Here is a 15,250-nt window from a genome sequence, read left to right as displayed (position 1 = left end):
CGGCAACGCCATCTCCGTCCTCGGAGACAGCGAGTCCACCGGCACCACCGGAAACGCCGGCGGCACCACAGGGACCCCGACCGCCGGCAACACCACCACCGGTGATGACGGGGTCGCGAGCGGCACCCAGGTGACCGCACCGATCACCGCGCCCATCACGATCGGCGGCAACGCCATCTCCGTCCTCGGAGACAGCGAGTCCACCGGCACCACCGGAAACGCCGGCGGCACCACAGGGACCCCGACCACCGGCAACACCACCACCGGTGATGACGGGGTCGCGAGCGGCACCCAGGTGACCGCAGCGATCACCGCGCCCATCACGATCGGCGGCAACGCCATCTCCGTCCTCGGAGACAGCGAATCCACCGGCACCACCGGAAACGCCGGCGGCACCACAGGGACCCCGACCACCGGCAACACCACCACCGGTGACGACAGCACCCTCGGCGGCACCCAGGTGACCGCACCGATCACCGCGCCCATCACGATCGGCGGCAACGCCATCTCCGTCACCGGTGAGAGCACGGTGACGGCGCCCCCCGCAGGCCCCGGTACGGACCCCGGAACCGACCCCGGAACCGACCCCGGAACCGACCCGGGAACCGACCCCGGAACCGACACCGGCACTGACCCGGGAACGGACCCCGGCACTGACCCCGGAACGGACCCCGGCACTGACCCGGGAACCGACCCCGGCACCACCCCGGGAACGGACCCCGGAACCGACCCCGGAACCGACCCCGCCACCACCCCGGGCACCAACCCCGGAACCGTGACGGCCGTCGGCACGGGCGCGACCGCGGCCGCTGTCGCAGGCCGCGCCGCTGTGACGGCATCCGGACCTGTGGAGGGCCTGGCCGCCACCGGTGGTTCATCCTCGATCGGCCTCGTGCCGGTCGCCGCTCTCCTGCTCCTCCTCGGAGCCGGGATGCTGCGCCGCCGCCGCATGACGGCGTAGCCGCAGACCCCGGCGGTGTCGACGTCCTCGGGGGAGGAGATACGACACCGCCGGTGTGCGGGTCCCCACGACGCCCAGCGCAGGTTCCCCAGACCTGCCCGCGTCGGCGATGCCGCACAGTTCACGGATGCCCCGCGTCCCCAGCGCGGGGCATCCGTCGTGCCCTCGACCCCCCCTCGCACTGCGAACACAGAGGCCCCGCACACGCAGAACGCCCCCTGTCCCGAAGGACAGGGGGCGTTCGAGAGCGTCGCGCCTTACTTGGCGGCGACGACCTGCAGCGTGATGACTGCGGTCACGTCGTCGTGCAGACGAACCGTGGCCTCGTGCTCACCGGTCGTCTTGATCGCCGACGGGATGTGCACCTTGCGCTTGTCGATCGAGCCGAGACCCGCGGCTGCGACAGCATCCGCGATGTGATCGGTCTTGACCGAACCGAAGAGGCGACCCTCGTTGCCGGCCTTGACGGCCAGGCGCACCTTGGTGCCCTCGAGGGAGTTCTTCAGGGCCACGGCCTCGTCGCGGTCGTGGATCGCGCGAGCCTGACGAGCAGCCTGGATCGAAGCGACCTGCTTTTCGCCACCGCGGGTCCACGCCGTAGCGAAGCCCTGGGGGATGAGGTAGTTGCGGGCGAACCCGTTCTTGACCTCGACCACGTCACCGGCGCTACCAAGCCCGGCGACCTCGTTCGTGAGAATCAGCTTTGCCATCTCGATACCCCTTACCGGCCGGCGCCAGCGTAGGGCAGGAGTGCCATTTCGCGTGCGTTCTTGATCGCGGTGGCGATCAGACGCTGCTCCTGCACCGAAACACCGGTGATACGACGGGCACGGATCTTGCCGCGCTCCGAGACGAACTTGCGGAGGGTGGAGACATCCTTGTAATCGATGACTCCGACCCGGATCGACTTCGCGGGAGCGGTGGGCTTGCCACCCTTCCGCGGCTTGCGGCGGTCGCCGCTCGACTTTCCAGCCATTGTTTTTCCTTAGTTATGAGTCGGATGCCGAAGCATCCGGAGATCCTGTATCAGAAGGGGGTGTCGTCACCGAAGCTGCCCGGAGTGCTCCAGGCATCTGCGCTGGTCGACGAGCCGGGCGTGGACCACGGCTCCTCCGACACCTGCTGCTGCTGCGCGGGACGGGACTGTCCGCCACCGCCGCCGCCACCGGTCGACGCCGCACGGGTGACCTGCGCGGTCGCATACCGAAGCGAGGGGCCGATCTCGTCGACCTCCAGCTCGATCGCGGTGCGCTGGTTGCCCTCGCGGTCCTGGTAGGAGCGCTGACGCAGACGGCCCTGCGCCATGACGCGCATGCCCTTGGTCAGCGAACCCGCCACGTGCTCGGCGAACTCACGCCAGACCGACGCACGGAGGAACAGCGCTTCGCCGTCCTTCCACTCGTTGGCGGCGCGGTCGAAGTTCCGAGGCGTCGAAGCGATGGTGAAGTTCGCCACCGGCAGTCCGTTCTGCGTGTAGCGCAGCTCGGGGTCGGCCGTGAGGTTGCCCACCACGGTGATGACTGTTTCGCCGGCCATCGGACTCAGGCCTTCGCAGCCTTGGCGGCCTTGCGGGCAGCCTTCTCTTCAGAGCGCTTGGCCTCCGAAGCGACCATCGCCTGAGCTTCCTCAGAGCGGAGGACCTTCGTGCGCATGATCTGCTCGTTCAGCTTCAGCTGACGGTCGAGCTCCTGCGTGGCCTCGCTGGTGGCGGTGAAGTTGACGACGGCGTAGATGCCCTCGTTCTTCTTCTGGATCTCGTAAGCCAGACGGCGCTTGCCCCAGATGTCGACCTTGTCAATCGAGCCACCATCGTTGGTGATGACCTTCAGGAACTTGTCGAGCGTAGGGGCGACCTGGCGCTCGTCGATCTCGGGGGTCAGAATGACCATGAGTTCGTACTGGTGCGTCACTTACCCACCTCCTTCGGACTAGAACGGCTTCCGGGACTTTCCCGGAAGCAGGAGGGTGTGTGCACGTCATCCGCCGAGCCACCCCGATTGGGTGCCTGATGGCAGACAACCTTGACAGTGTAGCGGAGAAACCTCTGCGATGCCCCCACGCGCATCCCGTCGCAGTTGGCATGCTGGAATGCGTGCGTGCCGACACTCGGCGCGCACGCGACCGAAGGGGGAAGCGCCATGCGCGTCAACAAGTGGGGGGGTCGGCATCGTCCTGGCCGCCACCGTATTGCTCACCGGATGCTCCGCTGGTGCGGAGGAGCCCGCCGATGCGGAGCCGACGTCGGCCGCCGAAGAGACGAGCGCGCCCGACACCGCTGCATCCGACTGCCCTGAGCTGTCGGAGGGAGCGACGGTCGACGGCAGCGCTCTCGGCGCGTGCATCACCGAGGCGATGACCGACACCGCCGGCTATGCGGCCAAGACGTCGATCCTGGGCATGGACACCACCGCTCGGTACAACCCCGAGACGGATGCCGTCGAGACGATCACGCCCATGGGGTCGCTGATCCTGATCGGCGATGACGCGTGGGTCAAGACGCCGACGACCGAATGGCAGGTCGCCGACCCGAACTCGAGCGACCCGATCGTCGCCGCTCTCAGCAGTGGTGCCGCCACGGCCGCGGGCACCGACCCGGCCACCGCCGCAGGGGCCCTCACCGGCGAGTTCACCGTCACCGGAACCGGCACGCGCCTGGGTCAGGACGTGTACCTCGTGAACGGGACGTCCGAGGCGCAGGGCGTGCCCGTCGACGTCGTCTTCGAGGTCACCGAGGACTACGTGGTGCTGGCGACGACCGGCAGCACCGAGGCCGCGGGCCAGATGATCGAGACCTCGCTCGAGATCACCGAGTGGGACGTCGAGCAGGACATCGTCGCTCCGCTCTGACCGCGAGCGGATGCTGCGGGCCGGGGCTGTCGCCTCGGCCCGCGGTGCGTTCGGACCTGTCCCTCGGGAGGAGTCCTCGCGACAGAGCGGGGATCTGCCGCGGAATCCTCCTCCCGATGAGGAGTTCTCCTCCCGACGGGAGGATCAGTCGAGGACGGGAGCGATCTCCGACCAGACGATCCGCTCGTTCGTCGAGGGCGCGACCGGGATGCGGCCCGCACCGTCGGGCTCGGGGATCGCAGCGAGCAGGGACTGCGTGTACGGATGCTGCGGTGCAGACCACACGCGATCGGTGGCCCCCGATTCGAGCACACGACCCGCGAACATGACGAAGGTGCGATCGGCGATGCGTCGGACCACGGCGAGGTCGTGGGAGATGAACAGCATCCCCGCGCCGGATTCTGCGACCAGGTCGCGCATGAGGGCCGCGACGCTGGTCTGGGTCGATGCGTCCAGAGCCGAGATCGGCTCGTCGGCGACGAGCAGCGACGGCCTCGCGGCCAGTGCCCGCGCGATCGCGAGACGCTGCTTCTGCCCGCCTGAGAACTGGTGCGGGAACCGCGTGGCGACCTCGGTCGGCAGGCCGACCCGTTCGAGCCACTCCGCGACCGTCGATCCCTCGGCGCCCCGGGCCCGAGCGGTCGCGATGCCATCCGCGATCTGATCGCCCACGCGGCGGCGAGGGTTCAGCGAGGTCGACGGATCCTGGAACACCATCTGGATGCCGGTGAGCGCGAGGTCCCGCCGACGGATGCCGAGCGGCTTCACCGGCACATCGCGGAAGCGCACCTCTCCCCCGGCGAGCTTCTCGATGCCGACGACCGCGCGGGCGAGGCTCGACTTGCCGCTGCCGGATTCGCCCACCAGCGCGACGGTCTCCCCGGGGGCGACGGTGAGCGAGACGCTGTCGACGGCGACCACCGGCGGGTTCCCGGGGTAGCGGACGACGACACCCTGTGCGTCGAGGACGGCGACTTCACTCATCTCGGGCCTCCTCTTCGGCATCCTGCGCGCCCGGTTCCGACCGCACAGGGTCGAGCAGCGCGGGATCCGCCTCGACGCCCGCGATCTTCGACCCCGGCAGGGCGGCGAGCAGCGTGCGGGTGTACTCGTGCTGCGGATCGCGGAACAGGGTCTCGCGGTCGGCCCGCTCGACGATCCGCCCGTTCTTCATCACGGCGACCTCATCGGCGATCGCGCTCATCACCCCCAGGTCGTGGGTGACGAGCAGCACCGCGAGGTTGCGCTCGGTCGCGAGTTCGCGCAGCAGGCGCAGGATGCCGGCCTGCACTGTGACGTCGAGCGCGGTGGTCGGCTCATCGGCCAGCAGCACTTCGGGGTCGCACGCGAGAGCGCACGCGATGGCGATGCGCTGGCGCTGCCCGCCGGAGAACTGGTGCGGGTAGCGCTTCAGCGCAGCATCCGGGTTCGGCACCTGCACCGTCTCGAGCAGCTCGATCGCGCGCGCCTTCGCCGCCGCGCCGCGCAGACCGAGATGCACGCGCATGTGGTCGGTGAGCTGACGTCCGATGGGCAGCTGCGGGTGCAGCGACGCCGAGGGATCCTGGAAGATCATCGCGATGCGCTTGCCACGGATGCGGTTGAGGGCCCGTCGGCCCAGGCCCACCAGCTCCTCCCCCGCGAGGGTGATCGAACCGCCGGTGCGAGCCTGCCGGGGCAGGAGGCCGAGGACGGCCAAGGACGTGAGCGTCTTGCCCGATCCGGATTCGCCGGCGAGGCCGTGGATCCGACCGGCTTCGAGGTCGAGAGAGATGCCGTGCACGAGCGGACGACCGATGTCGATCGTGAGGTCTCGGATGCTCAGAGCAGTCCGGGGCGTCGAGTCGCTCATGCTGCCGCTCCCTTCGCGGATGCCGCGTGCTCGGCCTGCTTCTCGTGAGTGACCTCGGCCGTCGGGTCGAGGATGTCGCGCATCGCGTCGCCCAGGAAGTTGAAGGCCAGCACGACCGAGAGGATCGCGAGACCGGGGAAGACTCCGAGCCACCAGGCGTCGAAGTTCTGCATCGCCGCCGAGATCATCGATCCCCATTCGGCGGTCGGAGGCTGCGCCCCGAGACCGAGGAACGAGAGTCCGGAGAGAAGCAGGATGGCGGCGCCGATGTCGAGCGTCGCGAGCACCAGCACCGGGCCGGCGATGTTCGGGAGGATGTCGATGAACAGCGTGCGCAGCGGCGAGTGCCCGAGCAGACGACCCGCGATCACGTAGTTCTGGCCGCGGAGGCCGAGCACGATGCTGCGGGTCACTCGCGAGTACTGCGGCCACGAGACCACGATCGCCGCGATCACCGCGTTGAACAGCGATGGGCCCAGCGACGCTGCCACGACCATCGCGAGGATGACGGTGGGGAATGCCATGAACAGGTCGGTGATGCGCATCAGCGTCTCGTCGACCCAGCCGCCGAAGTAGCCGGCGGTCGCCCCGATCACCGTGCCGATGATCATCGCCGCGATCACGAGCATGAGCGCGAGCGGAAGGCTGACCGTCGCACCCGTCATGAGACGCGAGAAGATGTCGCGACCGTTGCCGTCGGTGCCGAGCAGGGTGTCGATTCCTGGCGGCTGCAGGCGAGGAAGCACCTGGGCGTTCGGGGGGTACGGCACCCACCACTGCGCGGTGAAGGCGACGATGATCCACGCGCCCGCGATCACGGTGCCGATCACGCCGAGCGGCGTGCGCCAGGCGCGCGGCCAGCGGAAGCGGAACCGCCAGGGGCCGGATGCCGAGTCGATGCGGCTCATGCGATCCTCACTCTCGGGTCGAGGACGCCGTAGAGCAGATCGACGACGAAGTTGATGAGGAGGTAGATGACTCCGACGACGAGACCCACGCCCATGATGCCCGGGAGGTCGAGGTTCGCCGCGGAGTTGTAGGCGTAAGTGCCCAGCCCCGGCCAGGCGAACACCGATTCCACGAGCACGGTGCCCGAGAGCAGCGCGCCGAAGGCGACGCCGACGACGGTGAGGATCGGGAGGGATGCTCCGCGCAGCACGTAGTCGATGATCACGCGCATCGCCGGAAGCCCCTTGGAGCGAGCCGCGCGCACATAGTCGCTGCCGAGCACCTCGAGCACCGAGGTGCGGATGAAGCGCGTCAGCAGCCCGATCGTGACGAGCGACAGCACCATCACGGGCAGGGCGAGGTGCGCGAGCGCGTCGACGAACCCGACGCCGTCGCCGTTGAGCAGGTAGTCGACCGTGTAGAGCCCCGTGATGCGGGGCGGCGGGGTGATCGACGGCGAGATGCGGCCCGAGCCCGGGGCGATGCGCAGCTCGAGGAAGAACACGTAGAAGCTGACCAGGGCGAGCCAGAAGGTCGGCACGCTGAGTCCGATCAGCGTCACGATGCGGATCACCTGGTCGGTGACGAGCCCGCGACGGTAGGCGGCGAGCGTGCCGAGCACGACGCTGACCGCGAGACTGAGGATGACGGCGCCGATCGCGATCTCGATCGTCGCCGGCACCGCGGTGGCGAGGTCGCTGGTGACCGGTCGCCCGGTCACCAGCGATGTGCCGAGGTCTCCGCGCAGGAGGTTCCCCATGTAGATGAAGTACTGCACGAACAGAGGCTGATCGAGGCCCTGCGCCTTGATGAACGCCTCGCGCGTCTCGGGGTTCTGGGATGCGCCCTCACCCAGCGCCGCCGACACGGGGTCGCCGGGCACGAGGTTCGTCAGCGCGAAGGTCACGATCGTGACCCCCACGAGCAGGAGCAGCGAGGTTCCGAACCGGCGCAGCAGGTACCCGACGAGCGGCGACCTGCGACGCTGTGACTGCCGTCGCACGGCCACCGTCGTCATGAGTCAGCTCCGATCAGCCGGCGGGCGTGATCTCGGCGATGTCCATCTCCCACACCGAGTTGTAGACGGCGCCGGTGACGGCATCCGCCGTGGCGATGTTGCGACCCGGAACGATCAGCGGCACGAAGGGACCCTCGGCCTGCATCGCCTCGGCGAACGAGGTGAAGGCCTCGCTGCGCTGGGTCTCGTCGGTCGCCGCGGCAGCTCCGGCCGCGATGCCGGCGATCTCGGGGTTGGCCTCAGCCGCCCAGCCGGCACGCAGGCCGACCTTCAGACCGGGAGCGAAGGGGAGGAAGTTCGCCGAGTCGGCGTAGTCGGGGCCCCAGAACCACAGACCGAAGCCCTCGGTGCCGTTGACGTAGGCATCGAGCTCGGTCGCGAAGGGCGCCGGGGCGAGTTCGACGGCGATGCCGGCATCCTCGAGCTGTGCCTGAACGCGCTCGGCGAGCGGGGTGAACTCCACGCCACCGACCGGGTAGTCGTTCGGGAACTGCAGCGTCAGGGTCTGGCCGGTGTATCCGGCTTCCGCCAGAGCGGCCTTCGACTTGTCGAGGTCCTGCTCCACACCGCTGTCGAGGGCGCCCTCGAACCCGGGCGGGATCACGCCGGTCGCCTGCACGGCACCCGCTCCCGCGAGCTCGAGCAGCGCGTCGTAGTCGAGCGCGTAGCGGATCGCCTCGGCGATCTTGACGTTCGCGAGCTCACCCGCGACGGCTTCGGACTGGTTGAGCAGCAGGAAGATGGTCTGACCGGACGGCACCGAGTCGACGTTCAGTCCGTCGCCGAGGCCCGCGACCTGGTCGCCGTTGAGGTCCATCGCGACCATCGAGTCGCCGCCCTTGAGGTTCGCGAGCTGGGTGGCGCTCTCCGAGACGTTGCGCACGACGACACGGCCGTACGCCGCCTCTTCATCGCCGTTGTACTCGTCGCTCTTGGTCAGCACGACCTGCGACGAGAGGTCGAGGGTGTCGAGCACGAACGGACCGGAGCCTGCCGAGGTTCCGTCGAGGAACTCCTGCGCACTGTCGGTGCCGTCGGTCGTTCCGCCGTTCTCGATCACGACGTCGGAGTTGACGATGCCGAGCGCCGGGTTGGCGAGGATCGCGGGCAGCTGCAGCAGCGGCGTCTCGGACGTGATCGAGATGGTCTTCTCATCGACCTCGGTGACGGTGAGGCCGCCGAGGAGGAAGTTCGGCTTGGCATCCGTCATGCCCTGGATGCGCTGCAGGGTGAAGACGACATCCTTCGCCTCGATCGGCGAGCCGTCGGAGAAGACGCGGTCGCCTTCGAGGGTGAAGGTGAACTCGGTCGCCTCGTCGTTCTGCTCCCACGATGCGAGACCCGGGACAGGGGTCGAGACATCCGAGCCCTCGAAGTCGACGAGGGTCTCGTAGAGCGCCTTGGCGATCATGTTGCCGGTCGGGTCGTAGGTGTGACCCGGGTCGGCGGTCTCGATCGAGAACGCGGTGTCGATGACGAGGGAGTCGGAACCTGAGGATTCCCCGCCGTTGTTCGCCGAGTTGCCACCGGAGCAACCAGCGAGAGCGAAGAGCGCGACGGCTCCGATCGCGATGACGGACGTGCTGCGACGTGACGACATATGGGCCTCCAGGGGCGAGGAGTTTCATCGGGTTCGGTCGACGCCGGGTGGACGACCGGTGATCAGATTCGCATTGTATGGGACTATGTGTCCAGCAAGAATGCAGACGTCATCACAGTCTGTCCATGACCCCGCCCGTGAGGAGCATTGTGTCTACGAAGAGCGACGAAGCCGCGAGGCAATCTGGACGAAGTGCCGCCCCACTGGACGACATCGGATACAGAATCCTCGAGACGCTGCGTGATAACGGTCGCATCTCGATCGCCGCACTGGCCGAGACGGTCGGCATCTCGCGCGCCAACGCGTACACGCGGGTCGAGACGCTGATGCAGGACGGAGTCATCACCGGCTTCAGCGCCCGGGTCGATCAGTCGAAGGCCGGACTCTCGATCGGTGCCCTCGTCTTCGTCACCGTTCATCCGCAGGCCTGGGCGTCGTTCCGCGAGAGCGTGCTCGAGATGCCCGATGTCGAGTGGTGCGCCATCACGACGGGCGAGCACGACGCGATGCTGCTGATCCGCGCCGTCGACGTGAGCGGCGTGCACGAGTTCACGACCGGTGTGATCGCGCAGCTGCCCGAGGTGCGCACGGTCGTCAGCGTGGTCGTGCTCGACGAGGTGATCCGTCGGTCATTCCTGCTGCCGAGCGATCTGCCCGAGCGCGATCTGGCGACACCCCTGGGCATGACGCGGTGGACACCGGCGACGCCGGGCCGCGACATGCTCCCGCCGCGCTGACCCGCGCACTCGATCGCGCTGTCAGGCGGCTGCAGCCTCTTCGCAGACGCTGAGCTGCGGCAGCCCGTGCATCTCGTAGTGCTCGACGAGTCGGATGCGACCGTCGTCGGTGAGTTCGAGCTGGCTCTCGCCGTCTCCGGTCACGACGGTGCCGTCGGAGACGAGCACGTGCACGAACGACACCCAGATGGTGTCACCGGTGCGGGTGCCGACGAATCGCCCGAACGTGACGGTGTCGCCGGAGTAGTCGCCCCAGATCGCGCCGTCCTTCTCCCAGTAGACGAACTCGCTGGGCGAGTCGGGATCGACGGCCGAGGTGGTCGACGAGACCATCAGGAACCGGCGGCCGTCGAGGGAGGGAATGGTTGCAGTCGAGCTCACCCTCCGATTATGGAGGGGGCCCGCGGCGTCTCTCATCCCGCCCCGTGAACCGTCTGTGTCAGCCGGTTCGCGAGCGAGTCGAGCGAGACGAAACCCTCGGAGACGCTCCCCTCCGTCCCGTTTCGTCTGACTGCTCGGATACGCCCCGGTACCGTGGGTCACATGCATTGGATGGCTGACACCTCTGCCGGAGACTGGCTGCGCGCGCGGCTCGACGATCCCTGGAACTCGACGATGCACGCGGTCGTGCCCCACGGATTCCCCGCCTACGCCCGCGTCCTGCACCCCGCGATCGTGCGCTCGCTGCCCGACCGCCCCGTGCCCTCGTTCGAGGAGTACGAGCGGATGCCCGAGGCAGAGCACCTGAAGATGCGCGACCAGTTCGTCGATGAGCCGGTGACGTGGGCCGACACCGCATCCGCCTTCGGCACCACGTTGCACCCGCTCGCCCAGTGGCAGCGCATCGTGCGCACCCCGCCGGACGGTGACTGGAACCTTCGTCTCTCACCCGACGGTCGCGAGTTCACCGGCCCGATCGAGGGAGAGATCGCGCCGGAGACGCTGACGATCATCGCCGGGCACCTCGCCGCCCACACCACGAGCCCGGATGCCGGCTTCGCGGCGCTCTGGGAGGGTCGCGGTGACCTCCTCGGGCACCTCGGCCATGCACCGTCGCGGACGCTTCTCACGTTCACCGACGACCCGAACCACCAGGCGATGCTCGGCCGCAGCATCCGCGACCCTCTCAACAACTCGTTCCGCAAGCCCACCTGGCAGGAGGGGATTCTGTCGCGCGAGATCTCGGAGGGCCCGCGGTTCCGCCTGCCCGGACGCGATCACGTGCTCTTCCGTGCGGGTGTCGAGGACTTCGCGCGTCCTGACTGGGTGATGCACGTGCCGTGGCGCGACCGCCCGGGTGAGGAGCACGGCTTCCCGCCGTCGGCGCAGAGTCCGAGCATCCTGTGGCCCGACGACCACGCGTGGACCCTCGTGAGCGAGATCGACTACGACTCGACGATCATCGCGGGGTCCGTCGACCTCGTCGCCGCGATCTGCGCCGACGAGCGCCTCGAGGCTTTCGCGATCCCCGAGAACGCCGACCTGACCTGGGACGCCGACGAGGTGAACCGATGACCACCCCATCGCCGAGCGCGGCACCGTCGTTCGACGCCGCACCTCTCACGGATCCGGTCGACCCGAAGGCCGTCAGCGCGTTCAACGCCGAGCTGCGAGCGCGCGGCGGCTCCGGCATGACGGGTTCGACGGTCTTCGCGATCGTGATCATCGGCATCATGGCTCTGATCGGGGTCCCGGTGCTCGTGGCGACGATCGGAAGCATGATCAGGACTCCGGGGGGCTCCGGCTTCGTCGGTGTCGGCGTGCTCCTGTTCGGCGCTGTCGCGGTGATCATCGCGATCGGCGCCGTGATCGGCTGGCGCCGGGCACGGGTCACCCGCTACCGGCTCAACCGTTTCGCCCAGGCGAACGGCATGTCGTACGAGGGCAAGGTCGCGGCGCCTCGCCTGCCGGGCATGATCTTCAGCCGGGGCAACTCGCGCATGTCGACCGATCTCGTGCGAGGCACGACGCCGCGGATCGTGGAGTTCGGCAACTACCAGTACACAGTGCGCTCGGGAAAGAACTCCACGACGTATCGCTGGGGCTACGTCGCGGTGAAGCTCGACGTGCCGCTGCCGAACATCGTGCTCGACGCGAAGGGCAACAACGGGTTCGGCTCGAATCTGCCCGCGTCCTTTCAACGGGAGCAGCGGCTGTCGCTGGAAGGCGACTTCGACGAGTACTTCACGCTGTACTGCCCCGAAGGGTACGAACGCGACGCCCTCTATCTGTTCACGCCCGACATCATGGCCCGGTTCATCGACAACGCCGCAGAGCTCGATGTCGAGATCGTCGACGACTGGATGTTCCTCTACACCCAGCGCAAGGTGTCGACGCTCGACCCGGCGACCTGGGCATGGCTGTTCGGCGCCGTCGGTGCGTTGATCACGAAGCTGGATCAGTGGGAGCGCTGGCGGGATGAGCGACTGCTGCTCGAGAATCCGGCGGCCTCAGCATCCGCGTCGCCCGCGGTCTCACCGACGGCCGCAGCTGCGCGACTGCCCTTCGCACCGCCGGCGGGCATGCTCGCTCCCCCGCCCGGTGTGGCGCGCGAGGGGCGCAGACTCAAGCGCAGCGTCCCGTGGGTGCCGGTCGTGTTCCTCGTCGGCTTCGCGGTGTTCTGGTTCTTGTCCAGATCGTTCTGAGCGGAACCCCCGAGGGCGGGTTGTGGGGGTGGGTGCTGACTGGGGATCAGCGCTCCCACCCCATCCCCCCTCGGGATCAGAAGAAGATCTGACTCTTCCTCCGCAGGACGGTCGAACCGTCCACGCGCGGGTCAGCTGGGGACTGACGACTCTGCGCGTATACGAGTAATGGTATACCGGTATACGTTGCATTCCGTTGCGTCTGAGAGACCCGACCGAACTCGTTGGATCCCGTCGAAAAACGTACGAAATGCGGAGCGAAACGCCCTCCAGAACCCCGCATTCGTGCATCCTCAGCTCGCGTCTTTCACAAGGCGTTACCCAGAGTGACGCGTCCGGCCCCACTTCCGTCTGCATGCAAGAGAATGGAAGACGATGTCTGAACTCCAAGATCACACCCAGTGGCAGGCCGAGCGCCGCGCCTCCGTCACCTCTGCGACCGGCAACCTCGCCCTGATCGAGACCCGCTGGACGGGCGAAGCGCCCGATCTGGATGCCGAGCAGCAAGCCGCATCCGACACGGTGACGGTCACACCCATCCAGCGCACGGACATCGAGACCGGCGAGGCCGAGCACGGGCTGCGGCTGTGGGATGCCGACGCACCCGCGATCCGCGCCTTCGACCGCATCGACACCTATGAGTACGACCCCGCGTGGGTGCTCGAGGGACACTTCACCCCAGTGTCCGGCGACCGCCGGGTGTCGTTCGAGCACATCCGCGACAACGGCGGCACGCGCGAGCTCGTCGTCCCCGGCGACATCCACTTCGAGCTCGACGGCCACTCCTACGACCTCGCCGCCTTCGACGACGGCGGCACACTGCTGCTCGTCTTCGGCGACGAGACGAACGGCTCGGAGACCTACGGATCCGGCCGCTTCCTCTTCGTCGAGCTGCGCGACGACGAGGGCACCGTGGTGCTCGACTTCAACCGCGCCTTCGTGCCGCCGTGCGGATTCAGCGCCCAGTACAACTGCCCGCTGCCGCCGGCATCCAACCGCTTCCCCCTGCCTATCCGAGCAGGCGAGAAGAACGTCGTGTTCCGCGACGGCTTCGACATCTACGCGGCCTGACGCCGCATCCCTCACCCTGGAGCACTCATGAGAAGAACCCGCATCCTCGGCGCGCTCGGCGCCGTGGCCACGCTCGCCCTCGTGGCCGGATGCGCCTCGGGCGCGAGCGACGACGCCTCGAGCGAAGACGCCACCATCTACATCGGCTCGCTGTACGAGCCCACCAACCTGAGCAACACGCAGGGCGGCGGCCAGGGTGTGACCGAGGCGCTGACCGGCAACGTCTACGAGGGCCTGTACCGCCTGACCGACGACGGAGATGTGGAGCCGCTCCTCGCCGAGGACGCGCAGGTGTCGGACGACGGTCTCACGTACACGATCACGCTGCGTGACGACGTGACGTTCCACTCGGGCGACCCCCTCACCTCTGCCGACGTGAAGTCGAGCGTCGAGGCGGTCACCGCGGAGGACTCCGTGTCGGCGCGCAAGTCGAGCTTCAAGACCATCGCCGACATCGCGACCCCCGACGACCAGACCGTGGTCTTCACGCTGTCGCAGCGGTCGATCTCGTTCCTCTACAACCTCAGCTACGTCTGGATCGTCAACGACGAGGCCGGGGACATCACGTCGACCGAAGACGGCACGGGCCCCTACACGCTCGACGAGTGGAAGAAGGGCTCGACCCTGACGCTCACCCGCTGGGACGAGTACTGGGGCGAGCAGGCCAAGAACGGCGAGGTCGTCTACACGTACTTCACCGACGCCACCGCCGAGAACAACGCCCTGGCCACGGGCGAGATCGATGTGATCACCAGCGTGCAGAGCCCCGATTCCCTGTCGCAGTTCGACTCCGACGACTACGTCGTGAGCGAGGGCACGTCGACCACCAAGGAGCTGCTCGCGTTCAACGACCGGGTGGCCCCGTTCGACGACGCACGCGTGCGCAAGGCGATCTACTCGGCCATCGACACCCAGAAGCTGCTCGAGTCGATCTGGGGCGACTACGGCACGCTCATCGGCTCGATGGTTCCGCCGACCGACCCCTGGTATGAGGACCTCACGACGGTGAACCCGTACGACGTCGAGCTCTCGAAGGACCTCCTCGCCGAGGCCGGATACGCCGACGGCTTCACGTTCACGCTCGACACCCCGAGCTACGACCCGCATCCCGCCGTGGCGGAGTTCCTGCAGTCGCAGCTCGCCGAGGTCGGCATCACCGTCGAGATCAACACGATCAGCGCCGACGAGTGGTACACGAAGGTCTTCAAGGAGCAGGACTTCGAAGCCACTCTGCAGGAGCACGTGAACGACCGCGACGTGGTCTGGTACGGCAACCCCGACTTCTACTGGGGCTACAACGACGCCGACGTGCAGCAGTGGGTCGCCGAGGCCGAGCAGGCCGCGACCACCGACGAGCAAACGGCTCTGCTGAAGCAGGTCAACGAGAAGATCGCCGAGGATGCCGCGAGCGTCTGGCTCTACCTCTACCCGCAGATCGTGGTCGCCTCGAGCGACCTCAGCGGGTACCCGGTCAACGGCCTGAACTCGCAGTTCTTCGCCTACGACATCGTCAAGTCCTGATGCACGAGGGGGATGCCGCAGGTCGGCATCCCCCTCTCCACTCCTGAGAA

17 protein-coding genes are annotated in these 15,250 nt (G+C 68.0%); 7 read left to right on the top strand and 10 right to left on the bottom strand.

The window, feature by feature from the left end:
- Positions 1-961 (top strand): chaplin family protein (locus tag AB0N61_RS12580; protein ID WP_363364504.1); only part of this gene is annotated, 961 nt, incomplete at its 5' end.
- Positions 962-1,218: 257 nt separating this feature from the next.
- Here the strand turns inward: AB0N61_RS12580 and rplI are convergent.
- The 4 genes from rplI to rpsF are packed head-to-tail and all read right to left on the bottom strand — an operon-like array spanning position 1,219 to position 2,871.
- A complete protein-coding gene (gene rplI / locus AB0N61_RS12575) occupies positions 1,219-1,671 on the bottom strand; it encodes a 50S ribosomal protein L9 (protein ID WP_056311051.1) in 453 nt (150 codons plus the stop codon).
- Between the two features lie 11 nt (positions 1,672-1,682).
- Positions 1,683-1,937 (bottom strand): 30S ribosomal protein S18, encoded by a 255-nt coding sequence (rpsR, locus tag AB0N61_RS12570; RefSeq protein WP_042541518.1) that lies wholly within the window; start codon positions 1,935-1,937, stop codon positions 1,683-1,685.
- Positions 1,938-1,987: 50 nt separating this feature from the next.
- Positions 1,988-2,497, bottom strand: coding sequence for a single-stranded DNA-binding protein (locus AB0N61_RS12565; protein ID WP_053098204.1), 510 nt, complete (start codon positions 2,495-2,497; stop codon positions 1,988-1,990).
- Positions 2,498-2,502: 5 nt separating this feature from the next.
- The gene (gene rpsF, locus AB0N61_RS12560) at positions 2,503-2,871 is read right to left on the bottom strand and encodes a 30S ribosomal protein S6 (protein ID WP_029264265.1); all 369 of its coding nucleotides are present in this window, start codon (positions 2,869-2,871) and stop codon (positions 2,503-2,505) included.
- Between the two features lie 277 nt (positions 2,872-3,148).
- On the opposite strand from rpsF, the gene AB0N61_RS12555 reads away from it, so the two are divergent.
- On the top strand, positions 3,149-3,808 hold the full coding sequence (locus AB0N61_RS12555) for a hypothetical protein (RefSeq protein ID WP_363364502.1): 660 nt from the start codon (positions 3,149-3,151) through the stop codon (positions 3,806-3,808).
- 144 nt (positions 3,809-3,952) lie between these two features.
- Here the strand turns inward: AB0N61_RS12555 and AB0N61_RS12550 are convergent, their stop codons facing one another.
- Genes AB0N61_RS12550 through AB0N61_RS12530 form a run of 5 tightly spaced genes read right to left on the bottom strand, consistent with a single transcriptional unit; the run spans position 3,953 to position 9,226 of the window.
- The gene (locus tag AB0N61_RS12550) at positions 3,953-4,792 is read right to left on the bottom strand and encodes an ABC transporter ATP-binding protein (RefSeq protein WP_363364500.1); all 840 of its coding nucleotides are present in this window, start codon (positions 4,790-4,792) and stop codon (positions 3,953-3,955) included.
- Positions 4,785-5,660 (bottom strand): ABC transporter ATP-binding protein, encoded by an 876-nt coding sequence (locus AB0N61_RS12545; RefSeq protein WP_167947600.1) that lies wholly within the window; start codon positions 5,658-5,660, stop codon positions 4,785-4,787. Before AB0N61_RS12545 ends, AB0N61_RS12550 begins: the two co-directional genes overlap by 8 nt.
- The gene (locus tag AB0N61_RS12540) at positions 5,657-6,568 is read right to left on the bottom strand and encodes an ABC transporter permease (RefSeq protein WP_363364496.1); all 912 of its coding nucleotides are present in this window, start codon (positions 6,566-6,568) and stop codon (positions 5,657-5,659) included. The genes AB0N61_RS12545 and AB0N61_RS12540 overlap by 4 nt, the downstream gene beginning before the upstream one ends.
- Positions 6,565-7,626: an ABC transporter permease gene (locus AB0N61_RS12535; RefSeq protein WP_363364494.1), complete on the bottom strand. Its 1,062-nt coding sequence runs from the start codon at positions 7,624-7,626 to the stop codon at positions 6,565-6,567. Before AB0N61_RS12535 ends, AB0N61_RS12540 begins: the two co-directional genes overlap by 4 nt.
- Before the next feature lie 13 nt (positions 7,627-7,639).
- Positions 7,640-9,226 carry an ABC transporter substrate-binding protein gene (locus AB0N61_RS12530; RefSeq protein WP_363364492.1) on the bottom strand — a complete coding sequence of 529 codons (1,587 nt, stop codon included), beginning with the start codon at positions 9,224-9,226 and terminating at the stop codon, positions 7,640-7,642.
- Between the two features lie 149 nt (positions 9,227-9,375).
- Here AB0N61_RS12530 and AB0N61_RS12525 point away from each other — a divergent pair, with 149 nt between their 5' ends.
- On the top strand, positions 9,376-9,963 hold the full coding sequence (locus tag AB0N61_RS12525) for an Lrp/AsnC family transcriptional regulator (RefSeq protein WP_363364490.1): 588 nt from the start codon (positions 9,376-9,378) through the stop codon (positions 9,961-9,963).
- 21 nt (positions 9,964-9,984) lie between these two features.
- Here AB0N61_RS12525 and AB0N61_RS12520 read toward each other — a convergent pair whose 3' ends face one another.
- Positions 9,985-10,344 (bottom strand): hypothetical protein, encoded by a 360-nt coding sequence (locus AB0N61_RS12520; protein WP_363364488.1) that lies wholly within the window; start codon positions 10,342-10,344, stop codon positions 9,985-9,987.
- 171 nt (positions 10,345-10,515) lie between these two features.
- Between AB0N61_RS12520 and AB0N61_RS12515 the strand changes: the two genes are divergently transcribed.
- From AB0N61_RS12515 to AB0N61_RS12500, 4 genes are all read left to right on the top strand, one after another.
- Positions 10,516-11,478, top strand: a complete 963-nt coding sequence (locus AB0N61_RS12515) for a hypothetical protein (RefSeq protein WP_363364486.1) — start codon at positions 10,516-10,518, stop codon at positions 11,476-11,478.
- Positions 11,475-12,608 carry a hypothetical protein gene (locus AB0N61_RS12510; RefSeq protein ID WP_363364484.1) on the top strand — a complete coding sequence of 378 codons (1,134 nt, stop codon included), beginning with the start codon at positions 11,475-11,477 and terminating at the stop codon, positions 12,606-12,608. The genes AB0N61_RS12515 and AB0N61_RS12510 overlap by 4 nt, the downstream gene beginning before the upstream one ends.
- Before the next feature lie 375 nt (positions 12,609-12,983).
- Complete coding sequence (locus AB0N61_RS12505; RefSeq protein ID WP_363364482.1) at positions 12,984-13,679, top strand: DUF1684 domain-containing protein; 696 nt, start codon at positions 12,984-12,986, stop codon at positions 13,677-13,679.
- 27 nt (positions 13,680-13,706) lie between these two features.
- On the top strand, positions 13,707-15,200 hold the full coding sequence (locus AB0N61_RS12500; RefSeq protein ID WP_363364480.1) for an ABC transporter substrate-binding protein: 1,494 nt from the start codon (positions 13,707-13,709) through the stop codon (positions 15,198-15,200).
- Positions 15,201-15,250: the final 50 nt, after the last annotated feature.

This window comes from Microbacterium sp. NPDC089320 (genome assembly GCF_040684875.1).
Classification (GTDB): domain Bacteria; phylum Actinomycetota; class Actinomycetes; order Actinomycetales; family Microbacteriaceae; genus Microbacterium.
This window is presented reverse-complemented; position numbering and strand designations above follow the sequence as displayed.

Coding starts and splice junctions, on each gene's coding strand:
- AB0N61_RS12565 (WP_053098204.1), bottom strand. CDS start 2,497: ATGGCCGGCGAAACAGTCATCACCGTGGTGGGCAACCTCACGGCCGAC.
- AB0N61_RS12540 (WP_363364496.1), bottom strand. CDS start 6,568: ATGAGCCGCATCGACTCGGCATCCGGCCCCTGGCGGTTCCGCTTCCGC.
- AB0N61_RS12510 (WP_363364484.1), top strand. CDS start 11,475: ATGACCACCCCATCGCCGAGCGCGGCACCGTCGTTCGACGCCGCACCT.
- AB0N61_RS12550 (WP_363364500.1), bottom strand. CDS start 4,792: ATGAGTGAAGTCGCCGTCCTCGACGCACAGGGTGTCGTCGTCCGCTAC.
- AB0N61_RS12535 (WP_363364494.1), bottom strand. CDS start 7,626: ATGACGACGGTGGCCGTGCGACGGCAGTCACAGCGTCGCAGGTCGCCG.
- AB0N61_RS12545 (WP_167947600.1), bottom strand. CDS start 5,660: ATGAGCGACTCGACGCCCCGGACTGCTCTGAGCATCCGAGACCTCACG.
- AB0N61_RS12500 (WP_363364480.1), top strand. CDS start 13,707: ATGAGAAGAACCCGCATCCTCGGCGCGCTCGGCGCCGTGGCCACGCTC.
- AB0N61_RS12530 (WP_363364492.1), bottom strand. CDS start 9,226: ATGTCGTCACGTCGCAGCACGTCCGTCATCGCGATCGGAGCCGTCGCG.
- AB0N61_RS12505 (WP_363364482.1), top strand. CDS start 12,984: ATGTCTGAACTCCAAGATCACACCCAGTGGCAGGCCGAGCGCCGCGCC.
- AB0N61_RS12515 (WP_363364486.1), top strand. CDS start 10,516: ATGGCTGACACCTCTGCCGGAGACTGGCTGCGCGCGCGGCTCGACGAT.
- rplI (WP_056311051.1), bottom strand. CDS start 1,671: ATGGCAAAGCTGATTCTCACGAACGAGGTCGCCGGGCTTGGTAGCGCC.
- rpsR (WP_042541518.1), bottom strand. CDS start 1,937: ATGGCTGGAAAGTCGAGCGGCGACCGCCGCAAGCCGCGGAAGGGTGGC.